Genomic DNA, 25,470 nt, shown 5'->3' on the forward strand with positions numbered 1-25,470 from the left:
CCGTGCCGCTTGCGGAGCGGAGGCAGGTCGGGCAGAAGGGGTGCGGGCGCCGCCTCGCGGCGCGCCCGCGCCGCCATGACCCGGTCCGCCCCATCCTCGCTCGCGCGCTTCGCCTGGCTCTCCATCGGCGCGGCGATCGCGACCATCGCGCTGAAGACGCTCGCCTGGCGCATGACCGGCTCCGTCGGCCTCCTCTCCGACGCGCTCGAGTCGATCGTCAACCTCGCCGCGGCCGTGATGACGCTCGTGATGGTGACCATCGCGGCGCGGCCGCCGGACGAGGACCACGCGTACGGCCACGGCAAGGCGGAGTACTTCGCGAGCGGGCTCGAGGGCGCGCTCATCCTCGTGGCGGCGGGCGGGATCATCTGGACCGCCGCCCATCGGCTCGTCCACCCGCGCGCGCTCGAGCGGCTCGGGCTCGGCCTCGCGGTCTCGGTCGGCGCCTCGCTCGTGAACCTCGCCGTGGCGCGGGTGCTCATCCGCACCGGCAAGGGTCGCCACTCCATCGCGCTCGAGGCCGACGGCCACCACCTCATGACGGACGTGTGGACGAGCGCCGGCGTGCTCGTCGGCATCGGGGCGGTCGGGATCACCGGCTGGACACGGCTCGACCCGCTCGTCGCCATCGCGGTCGCGCTCAACATCGTCTGGACGGGGGTGACCCTCGTTCGCCGCTCCGCGCTCGGCCTCCTCGACACGGGCCTCGCCGCCGCCGAGCGGCGCGCGCTCGAGGAGGTCCTCGCGCGCCACGCGGCCGAGCACGTGCAGTTCCACGCGCTCCGGACGCGCCAGGCCGGGTCGCGCCGGTTCGTCTCGGTGCACGTCCTCGTGCCGGGCGCGTGGACCGTGCAGCGCGGGCACGCGCTGCTCGAGGAGATCGAGCGCGACCTCCGCGCCGCCATCCCGAACCTCACCGTGACGACGCACCTCGAGCCGATCGAGGACTCGGTGTCGTTCGAGGATCAGGAGCTCGACCGCAGCGCCCCCCCGGCCATCCAGGATCCGGCCGGGCAGGGCCGCTGAGCCGACCCGCCGCAAGAGCCCGCTACACCGTCCCTCGGCGGCGGCCGAGCGCCCCCGCCGCGGGCCCGCGCACGCCCACGATCACGACGTGCCGCACGCCCCCGGCGTCGCCGCGCGCTGGCGCGGCGATCGCCTCCGCCGCGACCCCCGCGCGACCGAGCCGCGCGACGTAGCGGGGGTCCTGACCGGCCGACCAGACCGCGAGCGCGCCGCCGGCGCGGAGCGCGTCGCGGCAGGCGCGGACCCCGGCCTCGCCGTACAGCCGGTCGTTCGCGGGATGCGCGAGCGCGGAGGGGCCGTTGTCCACGTCGAGCAGGATCGCGTCCCAGGCGCCGCGGCCGGCGGTGAGGTGCTCGAGGACGTCGCCCTCCGCGACGTGCACCCGCGCGTCGTCGAGCGGGCGCCCGGCGAGGTGCGCGACCGGGCCGCGGTTCCAGCGCACGAGCGCGGGGACCAGCTCGGCCACCACCACGCGCGCGCCGGGCGGGAGCCGGTCGAGCGCGGCGCGGAGCGTGAACCCGAGGCCGAGCCCACCGACGAGCACGTTGCGCGGGGCGCGGACCCGCGCGAGCGCCGCGGCGGCGAGCGCCTCCTCCGAGCCGTGCGTCCGGCTGGTCATGAGCACCCGGCCGGCGGCCCGGACGGACCACTCCTCCCCACGGCGGGAGAGGACGAGCTCCGCGCCGTCCGGGGCGCGGGCGCGGTCCACCGTCTCCCAGGGGATCACCGCTTGTTCACCGACCGGTGCTCGGAGTACGCGCTGCGGATGTCGACGTAGTCGCGCTCGGTGAGCCGGAGCTCGCCGCAGATCCCGCGGATCGCCTCCTCCTCGGCGACGGAGATGGCGCCGTCCGAGGCGGCGACCGCGAAGAGGCAGTGCACGAGATCCATCCGCTCGGCGTCGCTCGCCTGGTCCCGGAACGTCCGGGCCGCGAGGAAGTTCTGCGTCTCGCCGCTCGCGCGGTGCTCCGCCTTCGCGATCTCGACCACGAGCGCGGCCTGGTCCTTCGGGAGGTGGCCGACGGTCTCGACGATCCGCGCCATGGCCTCGGTCTCGGCCGAGTGGACGTCGAGATCCACGTTGGCCACGCGGGCGAGGAGGAACGCGAACAGCGCGAGGTGCTCCGCGCGCTCCGCCGGGAGCGCCTCGAGGGCACGGGCGACGCGATGGACCACGCCGGCGTCGCGCGCCGGCTCCTCACGGGGGACGAGCCCGAGCCACTCCAGGATCGACATGGCCTTCTTCTACCGCGTCGCCCGCCGCGGCGCAGCGCGTCGCGACCGACGCCCTGGGCGGGCGCCGCAGCCTCCTGCTACTTCGCGGCGCCGCCCGCCGGCGGGGGAGCGGCCGCGGCCTTCTCGCCGCCCTCGGGGCCGTAGAACAGCACCCAGGTGAAGAAATCCTCGCTGAAGTCCTCGAACCAGTGGACCTCGCCGGCGGCGGCGAAGAGCACGTCGCCCGCGCGGAACGCGAAGCGCTGGGTGCCGTTCACGAAGGCGCCGGCGCCGCGGAGGACGACGTAGACCTCGTCGCGGTCGTGAGGCCGCTGCGTGTCGCGGCCGCGCGGCGCGAAGATCTCGACCTGCAGCGAGCCGTGGCGGAAGACGGTCTCGAACCGCTTGCCCCCCGCCCGCGGCAGCCTCGCCGTCGCCGCGCTCGCCGCCACGTGCCTCGCCAGATCGAAGACGTCCTGCCCCGCCATGTCACCCTCCCGAGAAGAGAGCGGAAGATACCTCATGGCGCCCGTCGCTTGCGTGGAGCCGTCGCGAGACGCGCGATGCCGTCGCCGAGCCGGGCGCTCCGAGGAGTGAGCACCGCAGGCGTGCCTGTAAGGCACGTCGAGGAGCGCAACGACGAGGCCGCCCGGCGCAGGCAGGCAGCGTGCGTCGCAGCAGGCTCCATGCGAGCGGGTGGTGCCATCAGAGCGGGCCGCCCGACCGCGCCATCGCGAGGCCGCGCGCTCCCACGCGCCGTCCGCTATCCGCCGCCGGGCGGCGGCTGGCAGCGCGGGCAGTGGTAGGTCACGCGGGCGCCGGGGCCCTGGCGACCGAGCCGGATGGCAGCTCCGCAGCGGCGGCACGGCTCGCCCGCGCGGCCGTAGACGAAGAGCCGCTCGTCGGGGTTCGACCGGCCCGTCGTGCGCCGGCCGCCGAGCCAGGTGGGGGCGCTCGCGCCGTACGGCGCCACCGCCTCGAGGAGGACCCGGCGGGCGACCGTGACCAGCGCGGCCAGCTCGGCGGCGGAGAGCGAGGCGACCGTCCGGTAGGGGTCCACGCCGGCGAGGAACAGGATCTCCGACTTGAGCTCGTTGCCCACGCCCGCGAGCGCACCCTGATCGAGCAGCGCCTCGCCGACCTCGCGCGCCGGCCGCGCGCGCAGCCGGCGCTCCGCCTCGGCGGCGTCGAAGTCCGGGGCGAGCAGGTCGGGCCCGAGCCGGGCGAGGTCCGGCTGCCGCGCGAGGCCTCTCGCGTCGAGGAGCTCCGCCACGGGCAGGTCGAAGCCCACCGCGAGCCAGGGGCGGGTCTCCACGAGGACGCGCATGGCGTCCCGCGGGCGCCGCCAGCGCTCGCCGGGGCGGTACAGGTGCCAGCTCCCGTTCATGCGGAGGTGGCTGCGCAGCCAGAGGTCCCCGGAGAAGCGGACGAGGAGGTGCTTCCCCCGGGCGCTCACGCCCTCGACGGTGCGACCGGCGACGGGGCGATCCGCGTCGACGCGCGCGAGCGGGGGCAGCACCGTCTCGAAGCGGACCACGGTCTCGCCCGCGAGCGCCCGGTGGAGGTTCGAAGCCGCGCGGTGGATGGTGTCGCCCTCTGGCACGCGCGCCTCGCTCCGCTACGGCAGCTCGCTCCCCGCCGAGAGCGCCGCCGCGGCCGCCCGCCGCGTGAGCTGGAGCCCCGCCGCGGTGGGCACGAACCCGGCCGCCTGGAGATACCCCGCGAGCGGGTGCGCCGCTGCGGGACCGCCGTCGATCTCCACGACGAGCGCCGCCTCCGCCTTGCCGTGCAGGGCGCGGACGAGCTCGGTGAGCGCCGCCGCGATGGCGGCGCCGGCGTGCGAGCGCTCCGGCTCGAACTCCGGGAGCCACGCGAAGAGCTGACGGGCGCCGCGCGCCACGTAGGCCGCGAGCTCGCCGTCCACGAGCACCACGTACGCGCCGACCGCGCGCGCGGGCCGCTTCCCCTCCGGGGCGCCCTGCACCGCGGGCCAGTCGAGCAGCGCGCCGTACGGGTTCGCGGGGTCCGTCGCGGCGAGCGTCACGACCTCCGGCGTCTCCGCGGGCTCGCGCAGGGAGCGCAGCAGGTCGAGCACGCCCGGCTGGGCGAACTGCATCGCGCCCACGCCGCCGACGAAGTAGCCGCGCCGGATCCGGCCGCTCTCCTCGAGGTGGCGGAGCACGTCGTAGACCGCGCTGAACCCGCCGGGCAAGGACTCCGCCGCGGCGGCGCCGCGGGTGACGAGGCCGTAGCGGACGAGGAGCTGCTGCGCCGTCGCCGCGCTCCACTCGGTCGCGGTCGGGATCCCGCCCGCGAGCTCCCGGCGCGCGGCGACGAGCGTCCAGCGCCCTCCGGCGGCGGGCGGTGCGGCCCGGCGCGACCGGAACGCGGCCGGAGCGCGCGCGACGACCCGGCCGCGCTCGCGGCGGGCGGCGGCCGGCTCGGCGTAGGCGCGGAGCACCTGGAACGTGTCGTTCGTGACGAGCCCGCGCCAGACGAGATCCCAGAGCGCGTCCACCGTCTGCTGCTCGTACCCGCCGCCCGCGGCGGCGTGCAGCTCGGCGAAGAACGAGGCGCCGCGCCGGGCCAGGTGCTCGAGGATCCGCGCGCCGCGCTCGCCCTGGGGCGCCTCCGCCGCCGGGCGGGTCGTGGGCAGGAGCCGGGGGAACGCGTCCGCGAGGTAGAGCGCGATGCGTCCGTCGTGCTCGCCGATGGGCTCGAGCCCCACCCAGAGCACCTCCCCCGCCGCGGCGAGCGCGTCGACGTCTCCGCGCAGGTACCCGTCCACCCGCGCCGGCAGGATCTCCGTCTCGAGGAGCGAGGCGGGGAGCGGCGCGCCCTGGAGCCTCTCGACCGCGTCGAGCACGGCGTCGAGGCCGCGGCCCTTGCGCGGGATGCCGTGCCAGCCGAGCAGCATGCGCGCGAACGCCCGCGGCTCGACCGGCTCGATCTCCTCGCGCAGCCGCGCGAGCGAGCGGCGGCGGAGGCCGCGCAGGACCTCCGGGTCGCACCACTCGCGCTCCGCGCCGTGCGGGCGGAACGCCCCCTCGAGGAGCCGGCCGCGCTCGAGGAGCCGCCGGAGCGCGCCCTCCGCCGCGGGGCGCGGGATCCCGAAGCGCGCGGCGAGCTCGCCGGTCGTGAACGGCGCGTGGCGGCGCGCGTGGCGCGCGGCGAGGCCCTCGAGCGCGTCGGCCACCGGCCCGAGCAGCGCCTCGGGCACGCCGGGCGGGAGCGGCACGCCGAGGGCGTCGCGGTAGCGCGCGGCGTCCTCCACGGCCACGAGCCGCTCCTCCCCTGCGATCCGGAGCGGGATCGCCCGCCGCTCCGCCACCAGCCGCTCGGCGCCGGCGGCCACCTCGGGGGTCGCCGACCGCCGGGCGATCTCCTCACGGGAGAGGTCGCCGAGGCGGAGCAGGAGATCCGCCACGCCGTCCACGCTCCGCGCGCGCGCGGCCGGGGCGAGGTGCTGGAGCTGCGCCTCCAGGGCGACGAGCGCGTCCGCGTCGAGGAGCTCGCGCAGCTCGGCCTCGCCGAGCAGCTCGCGGAGCTGGGCCTGGTCGATGGTGAGCGCCTGGGCGCGGCGCTCGGCGAGCGGCGCGTCGCCGTCGTAGATGAAGCTCGCCACGAACCCGAAGAGCAGCGAGGCCGCGAACGGCGACGGGACGCGCGTGTCGGCGGTGACGACGCGGACGCGCCGCGCGCGGACGTCGCGCAGGACCCCCTCGAGCGCGGGCAGGTCGAACACGTCGCGCAGGCACTCGCGGTACGCCTCGAGCAGCAGCGGGAAGGCCCCGTAGCGGGACGCGACGGCGAGGAGGTCCGCGGCGCGCTTGCGCTGCTGCCAGAGCGGGGCGCGCTGGCCGGGGCGGCGCTTCGGCAGGAGCAGGGCGCGGCCAGCGGCCTCGCGGAACTTGGCCGCGAAGAGCGCGGTCGCGCCGAGCTGGCCGACGACGAGGTCCTCCACCTCCTCCGGATCCGGCAGCAGGAACGACACGTCGGGCGGCTCGTCGGACCCCGGCAGCCGCACCGCGAAGCCGTCGTTCGTCCAGAGCGTCTCGACGTCCGCGCCGAGGCGCTCGCGCGCGCGGACCGTCGCCGCCATCGCCCACGGCGCGAGGACCGGGCTGCCGAGCGGCGCGAGCACGCACACGCGCCAGTCGCCCAGCTCGTCGCGGCAGCGCTCGACGAGGAGGGTGCGGTCGTCCGGGACGGCCCCTGTCGCCTGGGCCTGGTCGTCGAGGAAGCGGAGGAGGTTGTCGGCGGCGCGCGCGTCGAGATCGTGGGCGCGCACGAGCCGCGCGCGCGCGGCCTCGCGGGGCGTCTCGCGCAGGGCGCGCACGAGCCGGCCGATGCGGCGGCCGAGCTCGAGCGGCCGCCCCGCCGAGTCGCCGTGCCAGAAGGGCATCTTCCCCTGCTCGCCCGGCGCGGGCGAGACGAGCACGCGGTCGTGGGTGATCTCCTCGATGCGCCAGGTCGAGGCGCCGAGGAGGAACGTCTCCCCGACGCGCGACTCGAACACCATCTCCTCGTCCAGCTCGCCGACGCGGGTGTGGCCCTGCTTCCCGCCCGCCAGGTAGACGCCGTAGAGGCCGCGGTCCGGGATGGTCCCGCCGTTCACGACCGCGACGCGGCGCGCCCCCTCGCGCGCCCGCAGCTTGCCGCGCACGCGATCCCAGGTGACGCGCGGGCGCAGCTCCGCGAACTCCTCCGAGGGGTAGCGGCCGGAGAGCATGTCCAGCACGCCCTCGTAGACCGAGCGCGACAGCTCGGCGAACGGGGCGGCCCGGCGGACGGCGTCGTAGAGCGCGTCGACCTCCCAGTCGTCGAGCGACACCATCGCGACGATCTGCTGGGCGAGGACGTCGAGGGGGTTCCGCGGGTAGCGGGTCGCCTCCACCTCGCCCGCGTGCATCGCCTCGGTGAGGCCGGCGCAGGCGAGCAGGTCGGCCCGGTACTTCGGGAAGACGACGCCGCGGCTCGGCTCGTCGATGCGGTGGCCGGCGCGGCCGATGCGCTGCATCCCGCTCGCGACCGAGGGCGGCGCCTCGATCTGCACGACGAGGTCGACGGCGCCCATGTCGATGCCGAGCTCGAGCGAGCTCGTCGCGACGAGCCCCCGGAGGCGGCCCGCCTTGAGCGCGTCCTCGATGGCCACCCGCTGCGGGCGCGCGATCGAGCCGTGGTGGGCCTGCACGAGCAGCTCGCCCGCGAGCTCGTTCAGCGCCGCCGCGAGCCGCTCCGCGATGCGCCGGCTGTTCACGAAGACGAGGGTCGTCCGGTGGGCGCGCACGAGCTCGAGCAGGCGCGGGTGGATGGCGGTCCAGATCGAGGCCCGCACCGGCGCCTGGCTCGCGTCGCCGCTCGCGAGCTCGAGCGCCTCGCCGATGCGCGACATGTCCTCGACCGGGACCTCGACGCGGAGCTCGAGCGCCTTGCGCGCGCCGGCGTCCACGAGGGTGACCGGCCTGTGACGGAGCGCGCCCCCGGCGCGGAACTCGGCCATCGCCGAGGCGCCCGGGCTCGCCGGGGAGGCGGCGCCCTCCCCCGCGCCGCGGCGCCCGCGGGGCCGCGCGGGCGGCGGGGCCGGGACGGGCTCGGCGCCCCCGAGGAAGCGCGCGACCTCCTCGAGCGGCCGCTGCGTCGCGGAGAGGCCGATGCGCTGGAGGGGCCGCCCCGCGAGCGTCTCGAGCCGCTCGAGCGACAGCGCGAGGTGCGCGCCGCGCTTGGTCGGGACGAGCGCGTGGATCTCGTCCACGATGACCGTCTCGACCGAGCGCAGCACCTCTCGCGCGTTCGAGGTGAGCACGAGGTAGAGCGACTCGGGCGTGGTGATGAGGACGTCGGCGGGGACGCGCGCGAACCGGGCGCGCTCCGCCGCGGGCGTGTCGCCGCTCCGCACCGCCACCGCCGGGAGGCGGTACGCGTCGCCCCGCCCCGCGGCGACCTGGGCGATGCCCGCGAGCGGCGCGCGCAGGTTCCGCTCGACGTCCACGGCGAGCGCCTTCAGCGGGGAGACGTAGAGCACCCGGAGCCGCTCCTTCCTGGGCGGCTCCGGCGCGAACATCAGGCGGTCCAGGCAGGAGAGGAACGCCGCGAGGGTCTTGCCGCTCCCGGTGGGCGCGAGGAGCAGGGTGCTCTCGCCGCGCCGGATGGCCGGCCAGGCGAGCGCCTGCGCCGGCGTGGGCGCCTCGAACGCCCGCGAGAACCACTCGCGGACGGCGGGCTGGAAGAGCTCGAGCGCGGCCGCGCGGGCCTTCGCGTCCATCCGCCAGGTTTAACTCACGCGGCGCGCCGCTGCGCGGGCCGCTGCAGGACGACGCCCTCCGCGCGCGCCGCCTCGGCGAGGCGCGAGAGGGCCTCCTCGCACGCGCCGCAGTCGGAGCCGGCGCCCGTCGCCGCGACGACCTCCTCGACCGTCCGGCCGCAGCGCGCCGCCGCTCGCAGGTCCCCGTCCGACACGTCCCGGCACACGCAGATCTTCACGCCCGCACCCGCGACGCCCGGCAGAGCCAGCAGCGCCCGTACACGGTGAGCGAATGAGCCTCCACGACCACGCCGCGCGCGGCGGCGCGAGCCTGCACGCCGTCGAGCAGGCCCGCCGCGTCGAGCGGCGTGACGCCGCCGCAGCGGGTGCAGACCAGCCGATCGCGACCGGCGAAGGGAGGAACGGAGGGCGAGGGAGCTTCGGGACCTGGGTTCACGCCACGCTCGGGAGGCTTGGGCCGAGGCACGATGCGACGACCCGTGAGACTCAATCTCAGTATCACGTCGATTTCCGCCGCAACGTGATCCGGATCAAGGCTCCCCCCGAATGCGAAGTTCACGAATCCTGGGCAAAACACGGGGGCTCCCCTTTCGGGGCCGCACTGCCACTGAGGGGGGAGCGGCGCGACAGCGCCTCAGCGCGCTCGACGCTCGGGACCTCGATGCCCAGGCCCGCTGCCCGCCGCCGCCCCTGCTGGGATGCGCGCGGACGCGGGCCGTCCTTACCCTGATCGCAACCGCCCGAACGGCGGTTTCCTCATGCCGAGGCGCCTCCTCTCACCCGCGCGGGCTGCGCTCCGCCATCACCGGACGCCCGCCGTCGTGCTCGTACTGGGGCTCGCGGCCACGCTCGCCGCCTGGGCGCTCGCGCGATCGACGCTCCGGATGCAGTCGAGGGAGCGCTTCGTGGACGAGGTGGACCGGGCGAGCGCCGCGCTGAACGAGCGGATGGCCGCCTACGAGGCGATGCTGCGCGCGACGAGCGGCTTCCTCCGCGGCGTCGGCGCCGAGCCCTCCGCGCTCGCCTTCCATGACTTCGTCGCGACCCTCGACCTCCGCGATCGCTACCCGGGCATCCAGGGCATCGGCTGGAGCAAGCTCATCCGTCCCGACGAGCTCGCGAACCACGAGGCGGAGCAGCGCGCCGCCGGGCGCCCCGGCTACCGCGTCTGGCCGCCGGGCGCGCGCGCGCTCTACTCGAGCATCGTCCTCCTCGAGCCGCTCGACTGGAGGAACCAGCGCGCCATCGGCTTCGACATGTTCTCCGAGCCCGTGCGGCGCGCCGCGATGGAGCGCGCCCGCGACACCGACGATCCGGCGGCGACCGGGCGCGTCGAGCTCGTGCAGGAGACGGGACGCGAGCGGCAGGCGGGGTTCCTCGTGTACGTGCCCGTCTACGCCGGCGCGCCCGCGACGGTCGAGGAGCGCCGGGACCGCCTGCGAGGGTGGGTCTACGCGCCGTTCCGCGCCGGGGACCTCCTGCGCGCCGCCCTGGACGCGACCGCGATGCAGAAGTTCGGGCTGTCCGCCTACGACGGCACCGAGCTCCGGGCGGAGGCGCTCCTCTTCGAAGCGGGTGCGCGGGACGACGAGATCCGCCTCGCCCTCGTCCGTCGCATCGACGTCGCGGGCCGCCCCTGGACGCTGCGCTTCGCGGCCGGCCGATCCTTCGAGAGCGCGACGGAGCGGCTGTTGCCCCTCGGCGTGGCCCTCGGAGGCCTCGCGCTCACGCTGCTGCTGTTCTGGGCGACGCGCGAGGAGGTGCGCGCGCGGACACGGGCAGAGGCCTCGGCGCGCCGGGCGGTCTTCCTCGCGGAGGCGAGCAAGGTGCTCTCCTCCTCGCTCGACTACGCCGCCACCCTCCCCCGCGTGGCGACCCTCGCCGCCCAGCGCGTCGCGGAGCTGTGCATCGTCTATCTCGAGCGGGGCGACCCGCGCTGGACCGTGGGGCACGCGACGCCCGAGGTCGCCTCGCGCGTGCGCGCCGCGGTCGAGGGGTCCGGCTTCGAGCGGGACGTCGAGATCGGCCCCGCCGCCGCGCTCCAGGGAGGCCATCCCCGCGCCCGGAGCGGCTTCGATCCCGGCCGGATCGCCCTCGCCGCCCGGGCGCCCGCGCTCGCCGGCGCCCTGCGCGAGGCGGGCGTGGGATCCTCGCTCACCGTCGCGCTCGCGTCGCGCGGCGAGCGGCTCGGCACCCTCACCTTGCTCGCCGGCGCGCGGCGCCGCTTCACCCGCGGGGACGTCCGGCTCGCGACCGACCTCGCCCGGCTGGTCGCGGCCGCGGTGGACACCTCCCGCCTCTACGCGGCGGCGCGGGCCGCAGTCCGCGAGCGCGACGAGTTCCTCTCGATCGCCTCGCACGAGCTGCGCACGCCGCTCACCTCGCTCGCGCTCCAGTCGGAGAGCCTGCGCGCCAAGGCGAACCGGCTCCAGCTCGACGACGTCGCGCGGAAGGCCGAGGTGATCCGCCGCAACGTCGACCGGCTCGCGCGGCTGGTCGCGAGCCTCCTCGACCTGTCGCGCATCACCGCCGGGAGGCTCGAGCTCGAGCTCGAGCCGTTCGACCTCGCGGAGCTCGCGCGCGAGGTCGTCGCGCGCTTCGAGGACGAGGCCCGCCGCGCGGGCTGCACGCTCGAGCTCGTCGCGCCCGAGCCGGTGCCCGGCTCGTGGGACCGGCTGCGGCTCGACCAGGTGCTGACGAACCTCGTGTCGAACGCCATCAAGTACGGCCCGAACCAGCCGGTGGAGGTGCGCGTGGAGGGGGTCGGCGAGCGCGCCGTGCTGACGGTGCGCGATCGCGGCATCGGGATCCCGCCCGAGGACCAGGCGCGGATCTTCGAGCGCTTCGAGCGCGCGGTGTCGAAGCGGAGCTACGGCGGCTTCGGGCTCGGCCTCTGGATCGTGCGCGAGATCGTGGAGTCGCTCGGGGGGACCGTGCGGGTGGAGAGCGCCCCCGGGAGCGGCGCCACCTTCACGGTCGAGCTCTCGCGCCGCGCGCAGACCCCGGCGCGCTCGCCGGCCACCGGGCTGAGCCCGGCGGCGCCCACCGCCTGAGCGGCAGGCGCGAGACGCAGGCGGGACCGCGGGCCGGCGGCGGCCGTGGCATGATGCGCCGTCCCGGAGGACCCCCGATGCGCCGCCTCGCCCTCGCTCTCCTCGCCGCGCTCCTCGCCACGGCCTGCCGCTCCCCGGAGGAGAGGCTCGTCGATCGGCGCCGCGACCTGCGCGAGTCGCTCGACCGGCTCTACTCGGAGTACGTCGAGGGCGGCTCGGGCGCGGACCGGCGGGAGGAGAAGCCCGCGGGCGGCGTCGTCGGCCGCTTCGTGCAGGAGCTGGACCGCTCGCACTTCGAACAGAGCTGCCTCGCGGTCGGCCGCGGCGAGCGGACCTTCCTGCTCTCCGAGCAGCTGGAGGCGTTCCTGAAGGACGCCGGGCACTCGCGCGACTGTCGCGAGGCGGCGCGGATCGACGCCGACGTCGCGGCGCTCGAGCGCGAGGGCCAGGCCCGCCCGTGAGCGGCCCTGCCCGAGAGGGGGCGCCCGGGCTCCTCGCCCGGCTCGGCCTCGACCGCCCCGAGCTCCGCGCGTGGGTCCTCTACGACGTCGCGAACTCCGCCGCGGTGACCTCCGTGCTCACGGCGATCCTGCCCATCTACTACGCGCGCGTCGCGGGCGCGGAGCTCCCGCCCACGGTCGCCACCCAGCGCTTCGCGCTCGCCACCACCGCGGGCCTCGCGGTCGTGGCCGTGCTCGCGCCAATCCTCGGCACCCTCGCCGACGTGGCGCCGGTGAAGAAGCGGCTGCTCGCCCTGTTCGCGCTCACCGGGGCGGCGGCCACCGCGGCGCTGTTCGCGGTCGGGCCGGGAGACTGGCTCCTCGCCTCGGCGCTCCTCGTCCTCCTGAACGTCGGCCTCAACGGGAGCTTCGTGTTCTACGACGCGCTCCTCCCGCACGTGGCGCGCGAGGACGAGCTCCACCGCGTCTCCTCCGCCGGCTACGCCGCCGGCTACCTCGGCGGCGGCCTCCTCCTCGCGGCGCAGCTCGCCTGGATCGCGCGCCCGGGGCTCCTCGGCCTTTCTTCCGGCGGGACCCCCGCCCAGGCGACCCTCCCCACCCGGCTCGCGTTCGTGTCGGTCGCGATCTGGTGGATCGCCTTCACGATCCCGCTCCTGCGCCGCGTCCGCGAGCCCGCCGTGCGCGCGCCGGAGGGCGCCGCGCGGGAGGGGACGATCGCGCGCCTCGCCCGCACGGTCCGGCAGCTCCGCCGCCACCCCCAGGCCGCGCTGCTCCTCGCGGCGTTCCTCGTCTACAACGACGGGATCGGCACGATCATCCGCATGGCGGCGATCTACGGCAGCGAGCTCGGCCTCTCCCGCGGGGCCCTCATCGGCTCGATCCTCCTCGTGCAGCTCGTCGGCGTCCCGTGCGCGTACCTGTTCGCCGCGCTCGCCGGCCGCGTCGGTGCCAAGCCCGCGATCCTCGCCGGGCTCGCCGTGTACACGGGCATCGCGGTGCTCGGGTACTTCACGCGCACCGCGGCGCACTTCTTCGCGCTCGCCGTGCTCGTCGGGCTCGTCCAGGGCGGGACGCAGGCGCTCTCGCGCTCGCTCTTCGCGAGCCTCGTGCCGCGCCACCTCTCGGGCGAGTTCTTCGGGTTCTTCGCGGTCTCCGAGAAGTTCGCCGGGATCTTCGGCCCCGCGGTGTTCGCCCTCGCCATCGCGCTGACCGGGTCGAGCCGCGCCGCGGTGCTGTCCGTCATCGGCTTCTTCCTCGCGGGCGCGGCGCTGCTCCTCGGCGTGGACGTCGAGCGCGGACGGCGCGAGGCGCGCGCCGCGGAGGCGCTGGCGGGCACCGCGGTCGCGTCGCCTCCCGAGCGGCTCGTCTGAGGCCCGCGCAGGCCGGGCCACCCGCGCTCGCGCCCATTTGCCGAGGCATCTCGTCGGGTTCGCGCCGCCCGCGCCCGCGACGCGGCCGCTCGCCCGGACGGCCGCGCGCCGCCGCCCCGTCCCGCCCGGGCCACGCGCCCGGAGAACCTCACGCGGAGGTTCCCGGCGCGGCCCTTTTCGCGGAGAATCCCCCTCCCGCTTCCACCGACCGCCCCGACCGCGAGGAGCCCATGAGCCGAAAGAAGAACTTCAACGCCGGTCCCGCCGCACTCCCGCTGCCCGCGCTCGAGCGCGCCCGGGACGAGCTCCTCGACTTCGCGAACAGCGGCATGTCGGTGATGGAGCACAGCCACCGCGGCAAGGAGTACGAGGCCGTCCACGACGAGGCCCTCGCGCTCCTGCGCGAGCTGCTCGCCGTGCCCGCGACGCACGAGATCCTCTTCGTGCAGGGCGGCGCCTCGCAGCTCTTCGCGCAGCTCCCGATGAACCTCGTGCAGAAGGGCCAGACCGCGGACTACGTCGTGACCGGCGCGTGGGGCGAGAAGGCGCTCTCCGAGGCGAAGGTCGCGACCGCCATGCTCGGCGGCGCGGTGCGCGTCGCCTGCACCACCGGCACCGGCGAGGGGAAGGAAAAGTCCTACGTCCGCGTGCCCCGGCGCGACGAGGTGAAGGCGGACCCCGCCGCCGCGTACGTGCACGTGACCTCGAACGAGACGATCCACGGCGTCGAGTACGCCGTCGACCCGTCGCGCCCGTTCCCGTCCCCGGGCGGCGCGCCGCTCGTGGCCGACATGTCGAGCGACTTCCTCTGGCGTCCCTTCGACGTCTCGCGCTTCGGGCTCGTCTACGCGGGGGCGCAGAAGAACATCGGCCCGTCCGGCGTCGTCGTGGTGATCGTCTCGAAGGAGCTCGTCGAGCGCGGCCGCAAGGACATCCCCAAGATCTTCCAGCTCCGCACGCCGGCCGAGAACAAGTCGCTCTACAACACGCCGCCGACGTTCGGCATCTACATGATCCGGAACGTGCTCGCGTGGCTGAAGGGGCTGGGCGGGCTGTCGGCCATGGAGGCGCGGAACCGCAAGAAGGCGGCCCGCCTCTACGGCGCCATCGACGCGAACCCCGGCTTCTACCGCTGCCCGGTCGAGAAGGAGAGCCGCTCGGTGATGAACGTCGTGTTCCGGCTCCCGAGCGAGCAGGACGAGGAGCGGTTCGTCGCCGAGGCGAAGAAGCTCGGGATGGTGGGGCTCAAGGGGCACCGCTCCGTGGGCGGCATCCGCGTCTCGACCTACAACGCCGTCGAGCCGGAGTGGGTCGACGCGCTCGTGGACTTCATGGGCGCGTTCGCGAAGCGCGGCTGAGGCGGCTCACGGGCCGCCGCCCGCGCGCGGGTACGGCGGCCTCGCTCAGGCGATCCGCCCCGGGCCGGGTCCCCTCCACCGGGAGAGGACGTGCACGGGCGCCTTCGGAGGCTGCAGCAGGCCCACCTGCTGAAGCAGGACCGCCAGCGCCGCGGCGACGCAGTAGCCGAACAGCACCGCGAATGCCCAGGCGGGCAGGAGCGTCGAGACGTACAGCACCATCGACGCCAGGATCACGCCGAAGAGCGCCAGGTAGCGATCGGCGCGCGTGAGCCCCGACTCGGGCACGATCTCGACGAGACCGTCGCGGGCCCTGCGGCGTACGGAGGCGTGCGACATCCTGTTCCATTCTGTACGCCAGCCCTGGCAGTGACAACTTCGAGCGGGGCACCTCCCCCAGGCAGGGACGGCGGCCGGGGCGAATGGCGCGCCACGTCGATCGTGCGGGCGCGCTGCTCGATCTCGCCGGCGTAGCGATCCCGGAGCGACTGCGCCTCGCGGACGAGCTCCTCGAACGTGCGGCGCAGCAGCAGCTCCACCGACAGCGTTCGCCCGCCGGAGCTCGTGAGCGAGCTGCTCAAAGTCTGCGCCGCGGAGCTCCGCGGCCGTCGCCCCGAGTCCTCCTCGCGTCCGCCCGCGAAGGCGGCCACGAGGCACGGCGCGAGGGTCGCGTCCCGGCCCTCCGGACCGAGACGGGTGAGGCACGGGGCGGCCCTGTAGGCGATCGTGCGCTGGCGAGCAGCCGCGGAACGCGCTACGGAGAAATCCATGCGACGCCTCGCCTCCTTCCCTGCCCTCCTGGCGGCCGTGCTCGGCCTCGCCGGGTGCGATGTCTTCGAGCGCCTCCAGAACGACCGCGTCCTCGCCGGCGTGCTCATCGAATCCCCTGGCGTGAGCCAGCCGGACCAGAACGTGAACCTGGCAGGGACCGTCGCCGCCACCGTGTTCTTCGGGGAGGTCGACAAGGGCGCGAACCCTGCCGACGCCGCCTCGTGGCGCACGACGGGCCTCGACGGCGCGACGGTCCGCCTCACCTGGGACGGCGGGACCGCGACGCTCGCGCCGGCGGGAGCGGCGGGGCAGTACGCGCTCACCGGCGGCGCGCTCGCGTACGTGCCCGGCACCGCCTACACCTTCCGCGTCGAGTACGGCGGCGAGACGTACTCGGGCACGGTCACCGCGCCGCCCCGGCCGGTGCTGCAGGACGAGAGCGGCGCACCCCTGCCCGTGGTGCAGGCGCCGATCGCGTACTCGCAGCTCCCCGATCCCTACGTGCTGCGGCGGGATGGGACGAGCGTGGCCTTCTACGCCGTCACCGCGCTCTCGTCGCCGAGCGGCGCGGTGAACGCCTCCGCCGCCACCTGCACCAACGCGCCGGACGTCACGGACCCGATGGCGGTGGTGCGGCTCTTCCTCGACGACGGCGCCTGGCGCACGCCGACCTTCTCGCTCGCCAAGGCCGACTGCTTCCCCGCCCCCGCGCCGCAGTACGGCTACGGCCTGCTGCTCACCTCGGTGAACAAGGTGGGCGGTACGAGCCTCTCCTCGAACCTCTTCCTCGGGAGCGGGGTCGTCGCCGGCTCCGCCGCGGCGAGCGTGCTGCCGGTCCATTAGAACCCGCGCATGCCGCTGGTCACGATCCCGGGCTCCCCCGTCGCGCCCGGGCGTGCTCCGCTCCGCGTGAACGTCCGCGAGCGCGGGCGGGGCCCCGCGGCGCTCCTGCTCCACGGCGGCTGGGGCCACGAGGCGTACCCGTTCGACGCGGCGGCGGAGGCGCTCGCGCCGCGCCACCGCGTGATCGTCCCCGACCGGATCGGCTACGGCGCCTCGGAGCCGCTCGCGGAGCTGCCGCGCCGGTTCCACCAGGCGATGGCCGACGAGACTGTGGCCCTCCTCGACGCGCTCGGGATCGAGCGGGCCGCGCTGTGGGGCCACTCGGACGGCGCCGTCGTCGCGGCCTGGGCGGCGATCCGCCACCCGGCGCGCGTCACCGCCCTCGTGCTCGAGGCGCTGCACTTCTTCCGCGCCAAGCCGAGCTCGCTGGAGTTCTTCCGGACCGGCCTCGAGGCGCCGGAGCGGTACGGCGAGGGCGTCGTGCGCGCGCTCGAGCGCGATCACGGCGCGCGCTGGCGCGAGGTGGTCGCGCGCGGCGCCCGCGCCTGGCTGGACATCCTCGCGGAGGGAGAGCGCGCGGGCGGCGACCTCTACGACGGGCGCCTCGGCGAGATCACCGCCCGCACGCTCGTCCTGCACGGCAGGCGCGACCCGCGCCTCGAGCCCGGCGAGCTCGAGGCGGCGCTGCGCGCCCTCCCGCGCGCAAGCCTCGCGGTCGTCGACGCCGGGCACAGCCCGCACACGAGCTCCGCCGCGGGCCCCGAGGCGGTGCGCCGCGCGGCGGAGTTCCTCGCGCTTCCCTAGACGTCGATCAGCGTGGGCGGGGCTGGACGCAGCCCCGTCGCTCAATGTCTGCGGGCGTCCGGCGAGGGGGCCTGCCCCGGCTGCGGGCGCGCCTGGCCGGGCAGGGTCTGCCCGCTCATCCCCGTCTGCGCCGCCGTCGCCTGGCCCGGCTGCAGCTCCGTCTCGCGGCGCAGGCGCAGGTTGTTGTGCACCTCGTCCACCCCGAAGACCTCGTCCGCGAGGTCCTCGAGCATCCGCTTGTCCCAGCGGCTCCCGACGGTGCCGGTGAGCGTCACCTCCGCGTGCTCGACCTTCACCTCCACGTCGCTCGCGTCGAGATCGCTGCGCGCGATGCGCTCGGAGACGTCCTCGCGGATCCGCTCGTCGGAGCGCTTGTAGCCCTTCGGGCCGCGTCCGGTCATCTTGCGCCAGCCCTCCCTCACGCGCTCGCCGAGCCGCTCCATCGGGCCGGGCTCCTCTCCGCCGCGGCCCCAGTCGCTCCGGCCGCGGAACTCGTGGCCGCGCTCGCTGCCGCGGCCGAAGTCGCTGCGCGCCTCCCAGCGCCCCCGCCCCTCCTCCTCGCCGTAGCGCTCCGCCATCCCGCCCATGAAGCCGCCGTACTCCCGCCCGCGTCCGCGCTCCCACTCGCGCTCGCCGTAGCGGCCCCCGGGGCCCCAGGAGCCGGGCCCCTCGCCCGACGGCTCGAACTGCGTGGTGCGGTGCCAGCCGCCCTCGTCGCGCTCCTCGTGCTCACGGCCGCGCCCGAAGCCGCCCGCGCCGTAACGGCCCCCGGCTCCCCGGCCAAAGCCCGCCTCGCGATCGCGCAGGCGATCCCACTCCGCGCGCCCGCCGGGCTCGCGCCCCAGCTCGAAGCGCCCCTCGCCGCGCTCCTCGCGGCGCCAGTCGTCGCGCTCCTCGGCCTCGCGCCAGCCCCCGCCGCGCCAGGTGTCGTCGCTCCGCCAGCCGCCGCGCTCCTCGCGGCCGCGCGGGCCATGCGCCTCGTGCCCGTGCTCCCGCCCTTCCCACCGCCCCTTCTCCTCGTCCCAGCGTCCCATGGCTCTCTCCCTCGCCGCGCGGCTGCGCGGCGCCCCAGAGGTCCGTCGTGCTGCGCAGGAAAAATGTAGCCACCCCGCCGAGGGTCGAGCGCGCTCGCGCCCCGCCCGACCAGGCGGGCCGGGCGGCGCGAGAGCGGCCGGCGCGCGTCGAGGGGGAAGGAAGCGGAGGCCCCGCGCGCCGGGCGGCGGCGGGGCCTCGCGGTGGAGCGGGCGTGGCGCGGCGTGCGCGCCGGCTAGACCGGCTGCGAGGCGCCCTCCGGCCGGTCCTTCCCGGGCGCCGCGGCCTCGGCGCGCCGCGCGCTCCAGAAGCGCGCCGGCACGAGCGCGAACAGCATGAGCACGAGCTGCGTCCCGACGAAGGCGGACAGCGCCCAGAACGCCTTGTCCATGAACCCGTACGAGTGGAGCCCGACGCCGAGCATGTTCACGCCGAACCACGAGAAGCTCGTGATGACGTTCCCGAAGATCGCCATGGCCATGATCCCGCGCTCGCGCGCGTACCCCGCCCACCGGGCGTGCAGGATGATGGCGTTCCACAGCACGATGAGGAGCGCGCCGTTCTCCTTGGGATCCCAGCCCCAGAACCGGCCCCAGGACTGATCCGCCCAGATGCCGCCCAGCACCGTCCCGACGAAGCTGAAGAACAGGGCGAAGCAGATGATGCCGTAGGTCATCGCGACGATGGCCTTGCTCGCGGCCGGGTCGGCGCGGCGCGTGAGGTGCCGCCGCACCACCCATCCGATGGCGAGCGCGCCCGCGAGGAACGTGCCGCTGTAGCCGATGGTGATGGTGACGACGTGCGTCGCGAGCCAGAAGTTCGAGTCGAGCACCGCGCGCATCATCTCCATCGTGTCGCCGTCGACGGAGAGGTGGTGCGCCACGATGAGCGAGGCGAAGCCCGAGGCGGCCGCCACCGCGGTCGCGAAGCCGCGGCGGTACATCCGCTCGAGCACGACGCCGAGGAGCACCGCGGCCCAGCCCACGAACACCGCCGACGAGTAGAGGTTCGTCACCGGCGGCCGGCCCTGGATGAGGACGCGCGAGGCGAGGCCGAGCGTGTGGACGACCGCGCCCGCGAGGAGGAGGCCGAACGCGAGCCGCTGCAGGAGCACCGGCCTCCACAACCAGGAGACGAACACGGCGAGCAGCGCGAGCACGTAGATCACCATGCCCGAGTAGAACGGCTGCGCGGCGTTGAAGAGCCACTCGTGATCCGACCGGGCCGCCGCGTCCGGGCGGCCCAGCGCGGCGGTCGCGGCGAGGTCCGCGACGGAGCGGTTGAAGCTCGCCGCGTCCTGCGCCTGGTAGGCGAGGCCGAGGCGCGCCCACTGCTCGAGCCCGGGCTCGACGGTCGTCGTCCCCGTGAGCGCCTCGCCCACCGAGCGCCACGCGTCTCCGGTCGGCGTCACGGGCAGGAGCGGCTTGAAGTGCGCGAGCTCCACGAGCAGCTGGTGCCGCTGCGGCGCGCCCGGGCCCGCCCGCGCCGCGATCTCCGCGGCGAGCCCCGGCGTCCCCTCGAGCTGCACCGTGTTCTTGAGGCGGTGGTAGAGGAACATCCGCTCGAAGAGGTTCACGATCGCGGACTGGAAGTGGCTGCGGACCTTGGGGTCGATCGGCTCGGCGGCCACGTACTGGCGCTGGATCTCGTCGATGCGCGGGGCGAGCGTCGCGAAGCTGTAGTAGCGGTTCCGGCTCTGCTGGATGCCGAGGAGCCCGAGCACCTCGGGGTCGTCGATGACGAAGAGCTCCTGCCGGTCGGCGACCTCCGGGCGGAACATCACGTCGAGGAGCCACTCGTCGGGCCCGATGCTCCGCCCCTCGGAGCTCGCCGACTGCTTCCCGCGGATCATGAGCAGCGCGTTGCGCGCGATGGTGTCGACGGGCTTCACGCGCCCGCCCTCGAGGACGGGGACCTGGCCGAACGCCTCGACGTCGAAGCCCCGCGGCTTCCCCGACGGGAGGAGCGACGAGGCGGCCCCGGCGAGGGCGAGGCCGAAGGCGATCCAGGGCACGGCGCGCTTCAGGTTCATCTCAGGCCTCCGAGGCGGCCTGCCGCCGCCGGCTGGAGCGGCGCAGGGTGATGGCGAAGTGGACGATGAGCCCGATGGCGACGAGGACGCAGGAGACGTACGGGATGAGCCACCCCGGGTTCTCGACCACCTGCAGGATCGAGAGCGTGTCGCCCTTGCCGAAGCTCGCCTGGTAGAAGGCCTTCCCCTCGTAGCGGAGCGGCTGGTTCATGTAGATGAGGACGTCCCGCTGCTCGCCGCGTGACGGGTTCGCGATGGTGACGAGCGAGGAGAAGTTCTTCGGGATCTGCGTGCCCGGGTAGACGTCGTGCCGGAAGTCCTTGAGGGTGATCGCGAAGGGCAGGTACTCGCGACGGCTGCGCAGCTGGAGCTGGTAGGTCCGCCCCTCGTGCGTGAACGACTGCGGCGCGCCGAGGCCGTTCGAGACGAGCCAGGTGCCGTAGCTCCGCCCGCCCGCGACCGGCTCCACGAAGGCGGCGGCCTGGTTCGTCTGGTCGTCGCGCGACACGGGCGGCCGCTCCCGCACGGCGACGCCGGTGCCGACGCCCGCGGTCACGGGCGACGGCGGATCGGCGGGGCCGAGCCGCGCGAGCTCCGCGTTGCGGAAGAAGCGTCGCACCTGGACCGCCACGGGGGTGCCGGGGACAGGGATCGCGCCGCCGCGCTCGAGGCGCGCCGCCGGGACGCTGTAGACGTCGTCCATGGCGGGATCGGTCACGTCGATCACGGCGAGCTCGAGCTCGCGCGGGCTCTCGACGTAGTTGACCGTCTGCCCCTCCTCCACCGCGAGCTGCGACTCCACCTGGAACGCGCCGGTCACGAACTCGCCGAGCACGAGCAGGATGAGCCCCGCGTGCGAGATCCACAGGCCGACCTTCTTCCAGGCGAGCTCGAGCCGGACGAGCTGCGCGAGGAACAGGTTCACGAGGAGCACGAGGCCGACGAGCGCGCCGCCGGGGAACACCGGGATCCGCAGCTCCGTGCCCGGGACGTCCCACCAGACGAACCAGGCGCGCATGTAGATCTCGACCGCCGGCCACGTCCCGAGCTTCACCTGCGCGAGCGTGCAGGCCATCACGAGCACCATCAGCGCCGCGAGGCACGCGATCGTCAGCTTCAGCGAGACGAGCGCGCGGAGGACCGGGTTAGTCGTTCGAAGCGTCACGGCGGAGGCTCTCCACGATGCGGAGGAAGTCGGGCCGGGCGGCGTCCACGGCGCCGGCGTCACCCGTCATCTTGATGAACCAGCTGTTCCCGTCCACGACCGCGAGGCCCGCGACGACGCGGCTCTTCGCGGTGCCCTCGCTCGTGAAGTCGTAGAGGGACACCGTGCCCGCCTTCGTCTCGAGCGGCCTGCGGGCCTTCGCGAGGGCGGGGCCGTCGAGCGCCGGGAGGCCGATCTGCCCGCGCCAGCGGTTGACGTTCGCGAGCTCGCCGCCCGCCTCTCCGGGCAGCACCGTCACGGAGACGTCGAGGCGCCCGCCGACCGGCGCCTTGAGCGTGGCGTAGCGCATGCCGCCGCCGCCGGTGGTCTCGGTCCACCGCGCGGGCAGCGTCCAGACGAGCTTGCTCCCCGCCACGGGGGACGGCGGCGCGGGCACCTGCCCGCTCGCCGGCATCATGGGCGACGCGGCGGGCGCCGGGGCCGCGGAGCCGGAGGACTTGGGCACCCGGTAATGGGCGATCTCCTGGCTGCGGCAGCCTGCGAGGGCGACGACCGAGACCGCCGCGGCGAGCGCGAGGGCGCGCGCGCCCGAGGGGCGGGATGGAGAGTCCAGGCGTGAAATCAAGGGCGTCTGACCTTCCTCGGGACGAAAACGCAAACTTCGCGCGGGCGAAGACCGGTGGGGCTCCGGCGGCAGGTTAGCGCCGGTACTGATCCGGATCAAATCTTGTCGGGGTGCTGACGGCTCGGGCATCCGGTCTCTTCAACCCGGCGCCCGCGGGTCGCCCGGCCCGCCCGAACCCGGCGGCCGCGCTCGATCATCCTGGCGCCGCCCCTCGCATTTTTCGTCGCCGGATGCGATACGGATCGGGATCCCGGAGGGAGCGGACCGCCCATGCAGCAGACCGAGAACCTGAACGTCGCGGCGTTCGACGTGATGCCCTCGCCCGACGAGGTGAAGGCTCACATCCCGCTCGACGAGCCCGCCGCCCGGACCGTCATCGCGGGCCGGAGAACCCTCGAGGCGATCCTCGACCGCCGCGATCCGCGGCTCTTCGTGGTCGTCGGCCCGTGCTCGATCCACGATCCGGTCGCCGGCCTCGACTATGCGCGGCGGCTGCGCGCGCTCGCGGACGAGGTCTCGGGCACCCTCTACCTCGTGATGCGCGTCTACTTCGAGAAGCCGCGCACCTCCCTCGGCTGGAAGGGCTTCATCAACGATCCGCGCATGGACGACTCGTTCCGCGTGGACGAGGGCATGGAGCGCGCCCGGCGCTTCCTGCTCGACGTGAACGAGCTCGGGCTCCCTGCCGGGACCGAGGCGCTCGACCCGATCGCGCCGCAGTACTACGGCGACCTCGTCGCCTGGACCGCCATCGGCGCGCGCACCTCCGAGTCGCAGACGCACCGCGAGATGTCCTCCGGCCTCTCCACGCCGGTGGGCTTCAAGAACGGCACCGACGGCGACCTCGAGCCCGCCGTGAACGGCATCGTCTCCGCGGCGAGCCCGCACTCGTTCCTCGGCATCAACGACCAGGGGCGCTCCGCGGTCGTGCGCACGCGGGGCAACCGCTACGGCCACATCGTCCTCCGCGGCGGCGGCGGGCGGCCCAACTACGACACCGTGTCGATCGCGCTCGCCGAGGACGCGCTCGCCCGGGCGAAGCTCCCGAGGAACGTCGTCGTCGACTGCTCGCACGCGAACTCGCGCAAGAAGCCGGAGCTCCAGCCGCTCGTGCTCCGCGACGTGGTCCACCAGATCCGCGAGGGCAACCGCTCCGTCGTGGGCCTGATGCTGGAGAGCTTCCTCGAGCCGGGGAACCAGCCCATCCCGCAGGATCTCTCGCAGCTCCGCTACGGCTGCTCGGTCACCGACGCCTGCATCGGCTGGGACACCACCGTCGAGAGCCTTCGCTGGGCGGACGACGTGCTGCGCGAGGTCCTGCCCGCGCGCGCCGCGCCCTGACGCCCCCGCGCTCCCGTCAGGCGCGCTCCCGTCAGGCGCGCTCGCGCTCCGGCGCTCGCGCCGCCCGCCGCTCCGGCTTGCCCAGGGGGCCGGACGGGCGCAGCGGGCCCGGCCGCACGACGCTCCTCGTCCCCCGCGACCGCTGCGCGGGGCCCCGCGTCGCGGCGCGCCGCAGGAACGTGACGAGCGCGCGCTCGGCCGCGTGGAGCCCGCCGCCCCTCGCGAGCCCCAGGACGTCGTCGGGCGAGAGCCCGCAGGAGACGACCTCCCCCCGCGCGAAGCCTTCGAGCACCGCGGGGCTGATGTACGAGCCGCGCGCCACCGCGGGCGTGTTCCCGAGCCGCTGCGCGACCGCCTTCACCGCGGCCTGGACGAGCCGCTTGCGGCTCGTGCGCCCGGGCACGAGCTCGCGCGCGGCCTCGGCGAGCGCGCTCGCGCAGAGCAGCGTCCCGGCCCAGGTCCGGAAGTCCTTCGCCGTGACGGACCCGCCGGCCGCTGCGCGGAGGTAGGCGTTGAGGTGGCGGCGGCGGACGTCCACGATCTGCCCGCCCTCGACGAACTTGAAGACGTCGCGGCCCGGCACGGCGAGGAGCTCGCGGACGAGGTGGGCGATCCGCCGGTCGCGGACCTCGCGCACCTGGCGCTGCCCCGACTTGCCGCGGTAGTCGAACACCACCCGGCCCCCCGTCACGCGCACGTGCCCGGGCCGCACGGTCGCGAGCCCGAAGCTCCCGTTCTCGCGCGCGTAGGCCTCGCTGCCGGGGCGCATCCAGGTCGCCTCGAGGATCCGCGTCATCCCGGCGAGCACGCGCTCGCGCCCGAGGCCGCGCCGGCGAAAGTCCCGCTCCACCCGGGCGCGCACCCTCGGCAGCGCATCCGCGAAGCGCAGCAGGCGGCGGTACTTCGCGGCCGCCTGCCGGCGGACGAAGTCGGGGTGGTAGCGGTACTGCCAGCGCCCCGCCTTGTCGCGGCCGACGGCCTGGAGCTTCGCGCCCGCCGCCCGGCTCACGCGCACGTCGGTCCACGCCGGCGGGAGCCGCAGCGCCCGGATGCGCTCCACGTCCGCGGCCGCGGCGGGCCGCCCGTTCGCCTGCAGGTAGCGGAAGCCGGACCGCGGAGTGCCGACGCGCCGGAGCCCCTCGCGCTCGAGTCGCTCGATCGCCCTCATCCGATCAACCCCTAGGCACTGCGCGGGCGAGGCGCCAGCGGAGGCGTCCGTGCCGGGGCTGAGGCGGGGCGCGAAGACTCGCCCGGTCGGGGCCGGGGCCGTCGCGATGAGCCGCGAGCGGCCGCGCCCACGTTCACGCCTGCGCCGCGCGCACCGCCCGCTCCTCCGCCGCGAGAATCGGCGGCGCCGGCACCCCGAGGGACGCGGCGATCGCGCGCAGGACCTCGCCTTCGGCCGGCCGCACCTTTCCGTCCGCGGTCACGCACGCCTCGCAGGCCGCGAGCACCCGCTCCTTCACGCGCGGCGCGGCCGCGTCGAGCGACGCGAGCGCCGTCTCGAGCCTCGCGGCGCCCACGCGGCCGCGCGGGAGGACGCGCCACGGGCCGCCGGTGCCGAGCGCCGAGACCGCCGCGTCGAGCGCCGCCTGCGCAGCGGCGCCGTCGGCAGCGCCCTGCCAGGCGAGCACGGAGAGCACCTCGAGGCACTCGACCTCGACCTCCGCGACGCGACGCGCCCCCGCGCCCTCGCGCGCCGCGCGGGGCGCGAGCCGGTGCGCCACGACGCGCTGGAGCGACCACTCGAACACGGTCGTCCGGCGGTCGGCCGCCGCCAGCGCCGCGAGGTCGCGCACGAGGGCCTCGCCGTCGGCGGGGGCGAGCCGCCCGAGCGCGGGCGCGGCGACGTCGAGGAGCGCCATCCTCCCCTCGCGCCCGGTCGACGACAGCGCACCCGCGAGCCGGGCCACCTCGGCGCGCAGCGCCGGGTCGGCGACCGCGGGGAGCTGCACCGCGCGGACCGTCTCGTCCGGATCCGCGAGGAGCGCGCGCACGAGCGCGGGCGCGCTGCCGGGGCCGCGCGCGGCAGCGAGCGCCGCGGCGGGGAGCGCGGCGAGCAGGGCCTGCGCGCGCGCGACGTCGCTGCCTGCGGCGCCCGGGGTCGAC

The 25,470-nt window shown here is 75.7% G+C and carries 21 protein-coding genes and 1 pseudogene; 8 read left to right on the forward strand and 14 right to left on the reverse strand.

Annotation, left to right across the window (positions count from 1 at the left end):
- The first annotated feature begins 75 nt into the window (after positions 1-75).
- Positions 76-1,026 carry a cation diffusion facilitator family transporter gene (locus MNY60_RS15080; protein WP_242360991.1) on the forward strand — a complete coding sequence of 317 codons (951 nt, stop codon included), beginning with the start codon at positions 76-78 and terminating at the stop codon, positions 1,024-1,026.
- A gap of 22 nt (positions 1,027-1,048) precedes the next feature.
- Here MNY60_RS15080 and MNY60_RS15085 read toward each other — a convergent pair whose 3' ends face one another.
- The 7 genes from MNY60_RS15085 to MNY60_RS15115 all read right to left on the reverse strand — a co-directional run bounded on the left by MNY60_RS15085 (position 1,049) and on the right by MNY60_RS15115 (position 8,942).
- Positions 1,049-1,753, reverse strand: coding sequence for a spermidine synthase (locus MNY60_RS15085; RefSeq protein ID WP_242360993.1), 705 nt, complete (start codon positions 1,751-1,753; stop codon positions 1,049-1,051).
- The gene (locus MNY60_RS15090) at positions 1,750-2,262 is read right to left on the reverse strand and encodes a TerB family tellurite resistance protein (RefSeq protein WP_242340461.1); all 513 of its coding nucleotides are present in this window, start codon (positions 2,260-2,262) and stop codon (positions 1,750-1,752) included. The genes MNY60_RS15085 and MNY60_RS15090 overlap by 4 nt, the downstream gene beginning before the upstream one ends.
- A gap of 77 nt (positions 2,263-2,339) precedes the next feature.
- On the reverse strand, positions 2,340-2,729 hold the full coding sequence (locus tag MNY60_RS15095; RefSeq protein WP_242340460.1) for a cupin domain-containing protein: 390 nt from the start codon (positions 2,727-2,729) through the stop codon (positions 2,340-2,342).
- 275 nt (positions 2,730-3,004) lie between these two features.
- Positions 3,005-3,844, reverse strand: a complete 840-nt coding sequence (locus tag MNY60_RS15100; protein ID WP_242360995.1) for an Fpg/Nei family DNA glycosylase — start codon at positions 3,842-3,844, stop codon at positions 3,005-3,007.
- 15 nt (positions 3,845-3,859) lie between these two features.
- Complete coding sequence (locus MNY60_RS15105) at positions 3,860-8,506, reverse strand: DEAD/DEAH box helicase (protein WP_242360997.1); 4,647 nt, start codon at positions 8,504-8,506, stop codon at positions 3,860-3,862.
- 14 nt (positions 8,507-8,520) lie between these two features.
- On the reverse strand, positions 8,521-8,724 hold the full coding sequence (locus tag MNY60_RS15110) for a (2Fe-2S)-binding protein (protein ID WP_242360999.1): 204 nt from the start codon (positions 8,722-8,724) through the stop codon (positions 8,521-8,523).
- The gene (locus MNY60_RS15115; RefSeq protein ID WP_242356298.1) at positions 8,721-8,942 is read right to left on the reverse strand and encodes a hypothetical protein; all 222 of its coding nucleotides are present in this window, start codon (positions 8,940-8,942) and stop codon (positions 8,721-8,723) included. The genes MNY60_RS15110 and MNY60_RS15115 overlap by 4 nt, the downstream gene beginning before the upstream one ends.
- 322 nt (positions 8,943-9,264) lie before the next feature.
- Here MNY60_RS15115 and MNY60_RS15120 point away from each other — a divergent pair, with 322 nt between their 5' ends.
- From MNY60_RS15120 to serC, 4 genes are all read left to right on the forward strand, one after another.
- Positions 9,265-11,559 carry a CHASE domain-containing protein gene (locus MNY60_RS15120; protein ID WP_242361001.1) on the forward strand — a complete coding sequence of 765 codons (2,295 nt, stop codon included), beginning with the start codon at positions 9,265-9,267 and terminating at the stop codon, positions 11,557-11,559.
- Positions 11,560-11,636: 77 nt separating this feature from the next.
- A complete protein-coding gene (locus tag MNY60_RS15125; RefSeq protein WP_242361003.1) occupies positions 11,637-12,020 on the forward strand; it encodes a hypothetical protein in 384 nt (127 codons plus the stop codon).
- The gene (locus MNY60_RS15130; protein ID WP_242361005.1) at positions 12,017-13,390 is read left to right on the forward strand and encodes an MFS transporter; all 1,374 of its coding nucleotides are present in this window, start codon (positions 12,017-12,019) and stop codon (positions 13,388-13,390) included. The genes MNY60_RS15125 and MNY60_RS15130 overlap by 4 nt, the downstream gene beginning before the upstream one ends.
- A 230-nt stretch (positions 13,391-13,620) precedes the next feature.
- Positions 13,621-14,748 (forward strand): 3-phosphoserine/phosphohydroxythreonine transaminase, encoded by a 1,128-nt coding sequence (serC, locus tag MNY60_RS15135; protein WP_242361006.1) that lies wholly within the window; start codon positions 13,621-13,623, stop codon positions 14,746-14,748.
- A gap of 45 nt (positions 14,749-14,793) precedes the next feature.
- On the opposite strand, the gene MNY60_RS15140 is transcribed toward serC, so the two are convergent.
- Positions 14,794-15,087 carry a hypothetical protein gene (locus MNY60_RS15140; RefSeq protein WP_242340629.1) on the reverse strand — a complete coding sequence of 98 codons (294 nt, stop codon included), beginning with the start codon at positions 15,085-15,087 and terminating at the stop codon, positions 14,794-14,796.
- Positions 15,088-15,516: 429 nt separating this feature from the next.
- Between MNY60_RS15140 and MNY60_RS15145 the strand changes: the two genes are divergently transcribed.
- Together MNY60_RS15145 and MNY60_RS15150 are read left to right on the forward strand one after the other, a co-directional pair.
- Entirely contained in the window at positions 15,517-16,362 is an 846-nt protein-coding gene (locus tag MNY60_RS15145) for a hypothetical protein (RefSeq protein WP_242361008.1), read from the forward strand.
- 9 nt (positions 16,363-16,371) lie between these two features.
- Positions 16,372-17,166: an alpha/beta fold hydrolase gene (locus MNY60_RS15150; protein ID WP_242356291.1), complete on the forward strand. Its 795-nt coding sequence runs from the start codon at positions 16,372-16,374 to the stop codon at positions 17,164-17,166.
- A gap of 41 nt (positions 17,167-17,207) precedes the next feature.
- Here MNY60_RS15150 and MNY60_RS15155 read toward each other — a convergent pair whose 3' ends face one another.
- The 4 genes from MNY60_RS15155 to MNY60_RS15170 all read right to left on the reverse strand — a co-directional run bounded on the left by MNY60_RS15155 (position 17,208) and on the right by MNY60_RS15170 (position 22,020).
- The gene (locus MNY60_RS15155) at positions 17,208-18,200 is read right to left on the reverse strand and encodes a BON domain-containing protein (protein WP_242356289.1); all 993 of its coding nucleotides are present in this window, start codon (positions 18,198-18,200) and stop codon (positions 17,208-17,210) included.
- 233 nt (positions 18,201-18,433) lie between these two features.
- Positions 18,434-20,230, reverse strand: coding sequence for a cytochrome c biogenesis protein (locus MNY60_RS15160; RefSeq protein ID WP_242361010.1), 1,797 nt, complete (start codon positions 20,228-20,230; stop codon positions 18,434-18,436).
- Position 20,231: 1 nt separating this feature from the next.
- A complete protein-coding gene (locus tag MNY60_RS15165; RefSeq protein WP_242361012.1) occupies positions 20,232-21,395 on the reverse strand; it encodes a cytochrome c biogenesis protein ResB in 1,164 nt (387 codons plus the stop codon).
- Positions 21,376-22,020, reverse strand: a complete 645-nt coding sequence (locus MNY60_RS15170; RefSeq protein WP_242361014.1) for a hypothetical protein — start codon at positions 22,018-22,020, stop codon at positions 21,376-21,378. The genes MNY60_RS15165 and MNY60_RS15170 overlap by 20 nt, the downstream gene beginning before the upstream one ends.
- A gap of 270 nt (positions 22,021-22,290) precedes the next feature.
- Between MNY60_RS15170 and MNY60_RS15175 the strand changes: the two genes are divergently transcribed.
- Complete coding sequence (locus tag MNY60_RS15175) at positions 22,291-23,361, forward strand: 3-deoxy-7-phosphoheptulonate synthase (RefSeq protein ID WP_242340622.1); 1,071 nt, start codon at positions 22,291-22,293, stop codon at positions 23,359-23,361.
- Between the two features lie 31 nt (positions 23,362-23,392).
- Here MNY60_RS15175 and MNY60_RS15180 read toward each other — a convergent pair whose 3' ends face one another.
- Both MNY60_RS15180 and MNY60_RS15185 read right to left on the reverse strand, forming a co-directional pair.
- Complete coding sequence (locus MNY60_RS15180) at positions 23,393-24,529, reverse strand: DNA topoisomerase IB (RefSeq protein WP_242361016.1); 1,137 nt, start codon at positions 24,527-24,529, stop codon at positions 23,393-23,395.
- 133 nt (positions 24,530-24,662) lie between these two features.
- A pseudogene (locus MNY60_RS15185) lies at positions 24,663-25,470 on the reverse strand (peptidase M48); the annotation flags it as partial.

Source organism: Anaeromyxobacter sp. SG17, from assembly GCF_022690695.1.
Classification (GTDB): domain Bacteria; phylum Myxococcota; class Myxococcia; order Myxococcales; family Anaeromyxobacteraceae; genus Anaeromyxobacter; species Anaeromyxobacter soli.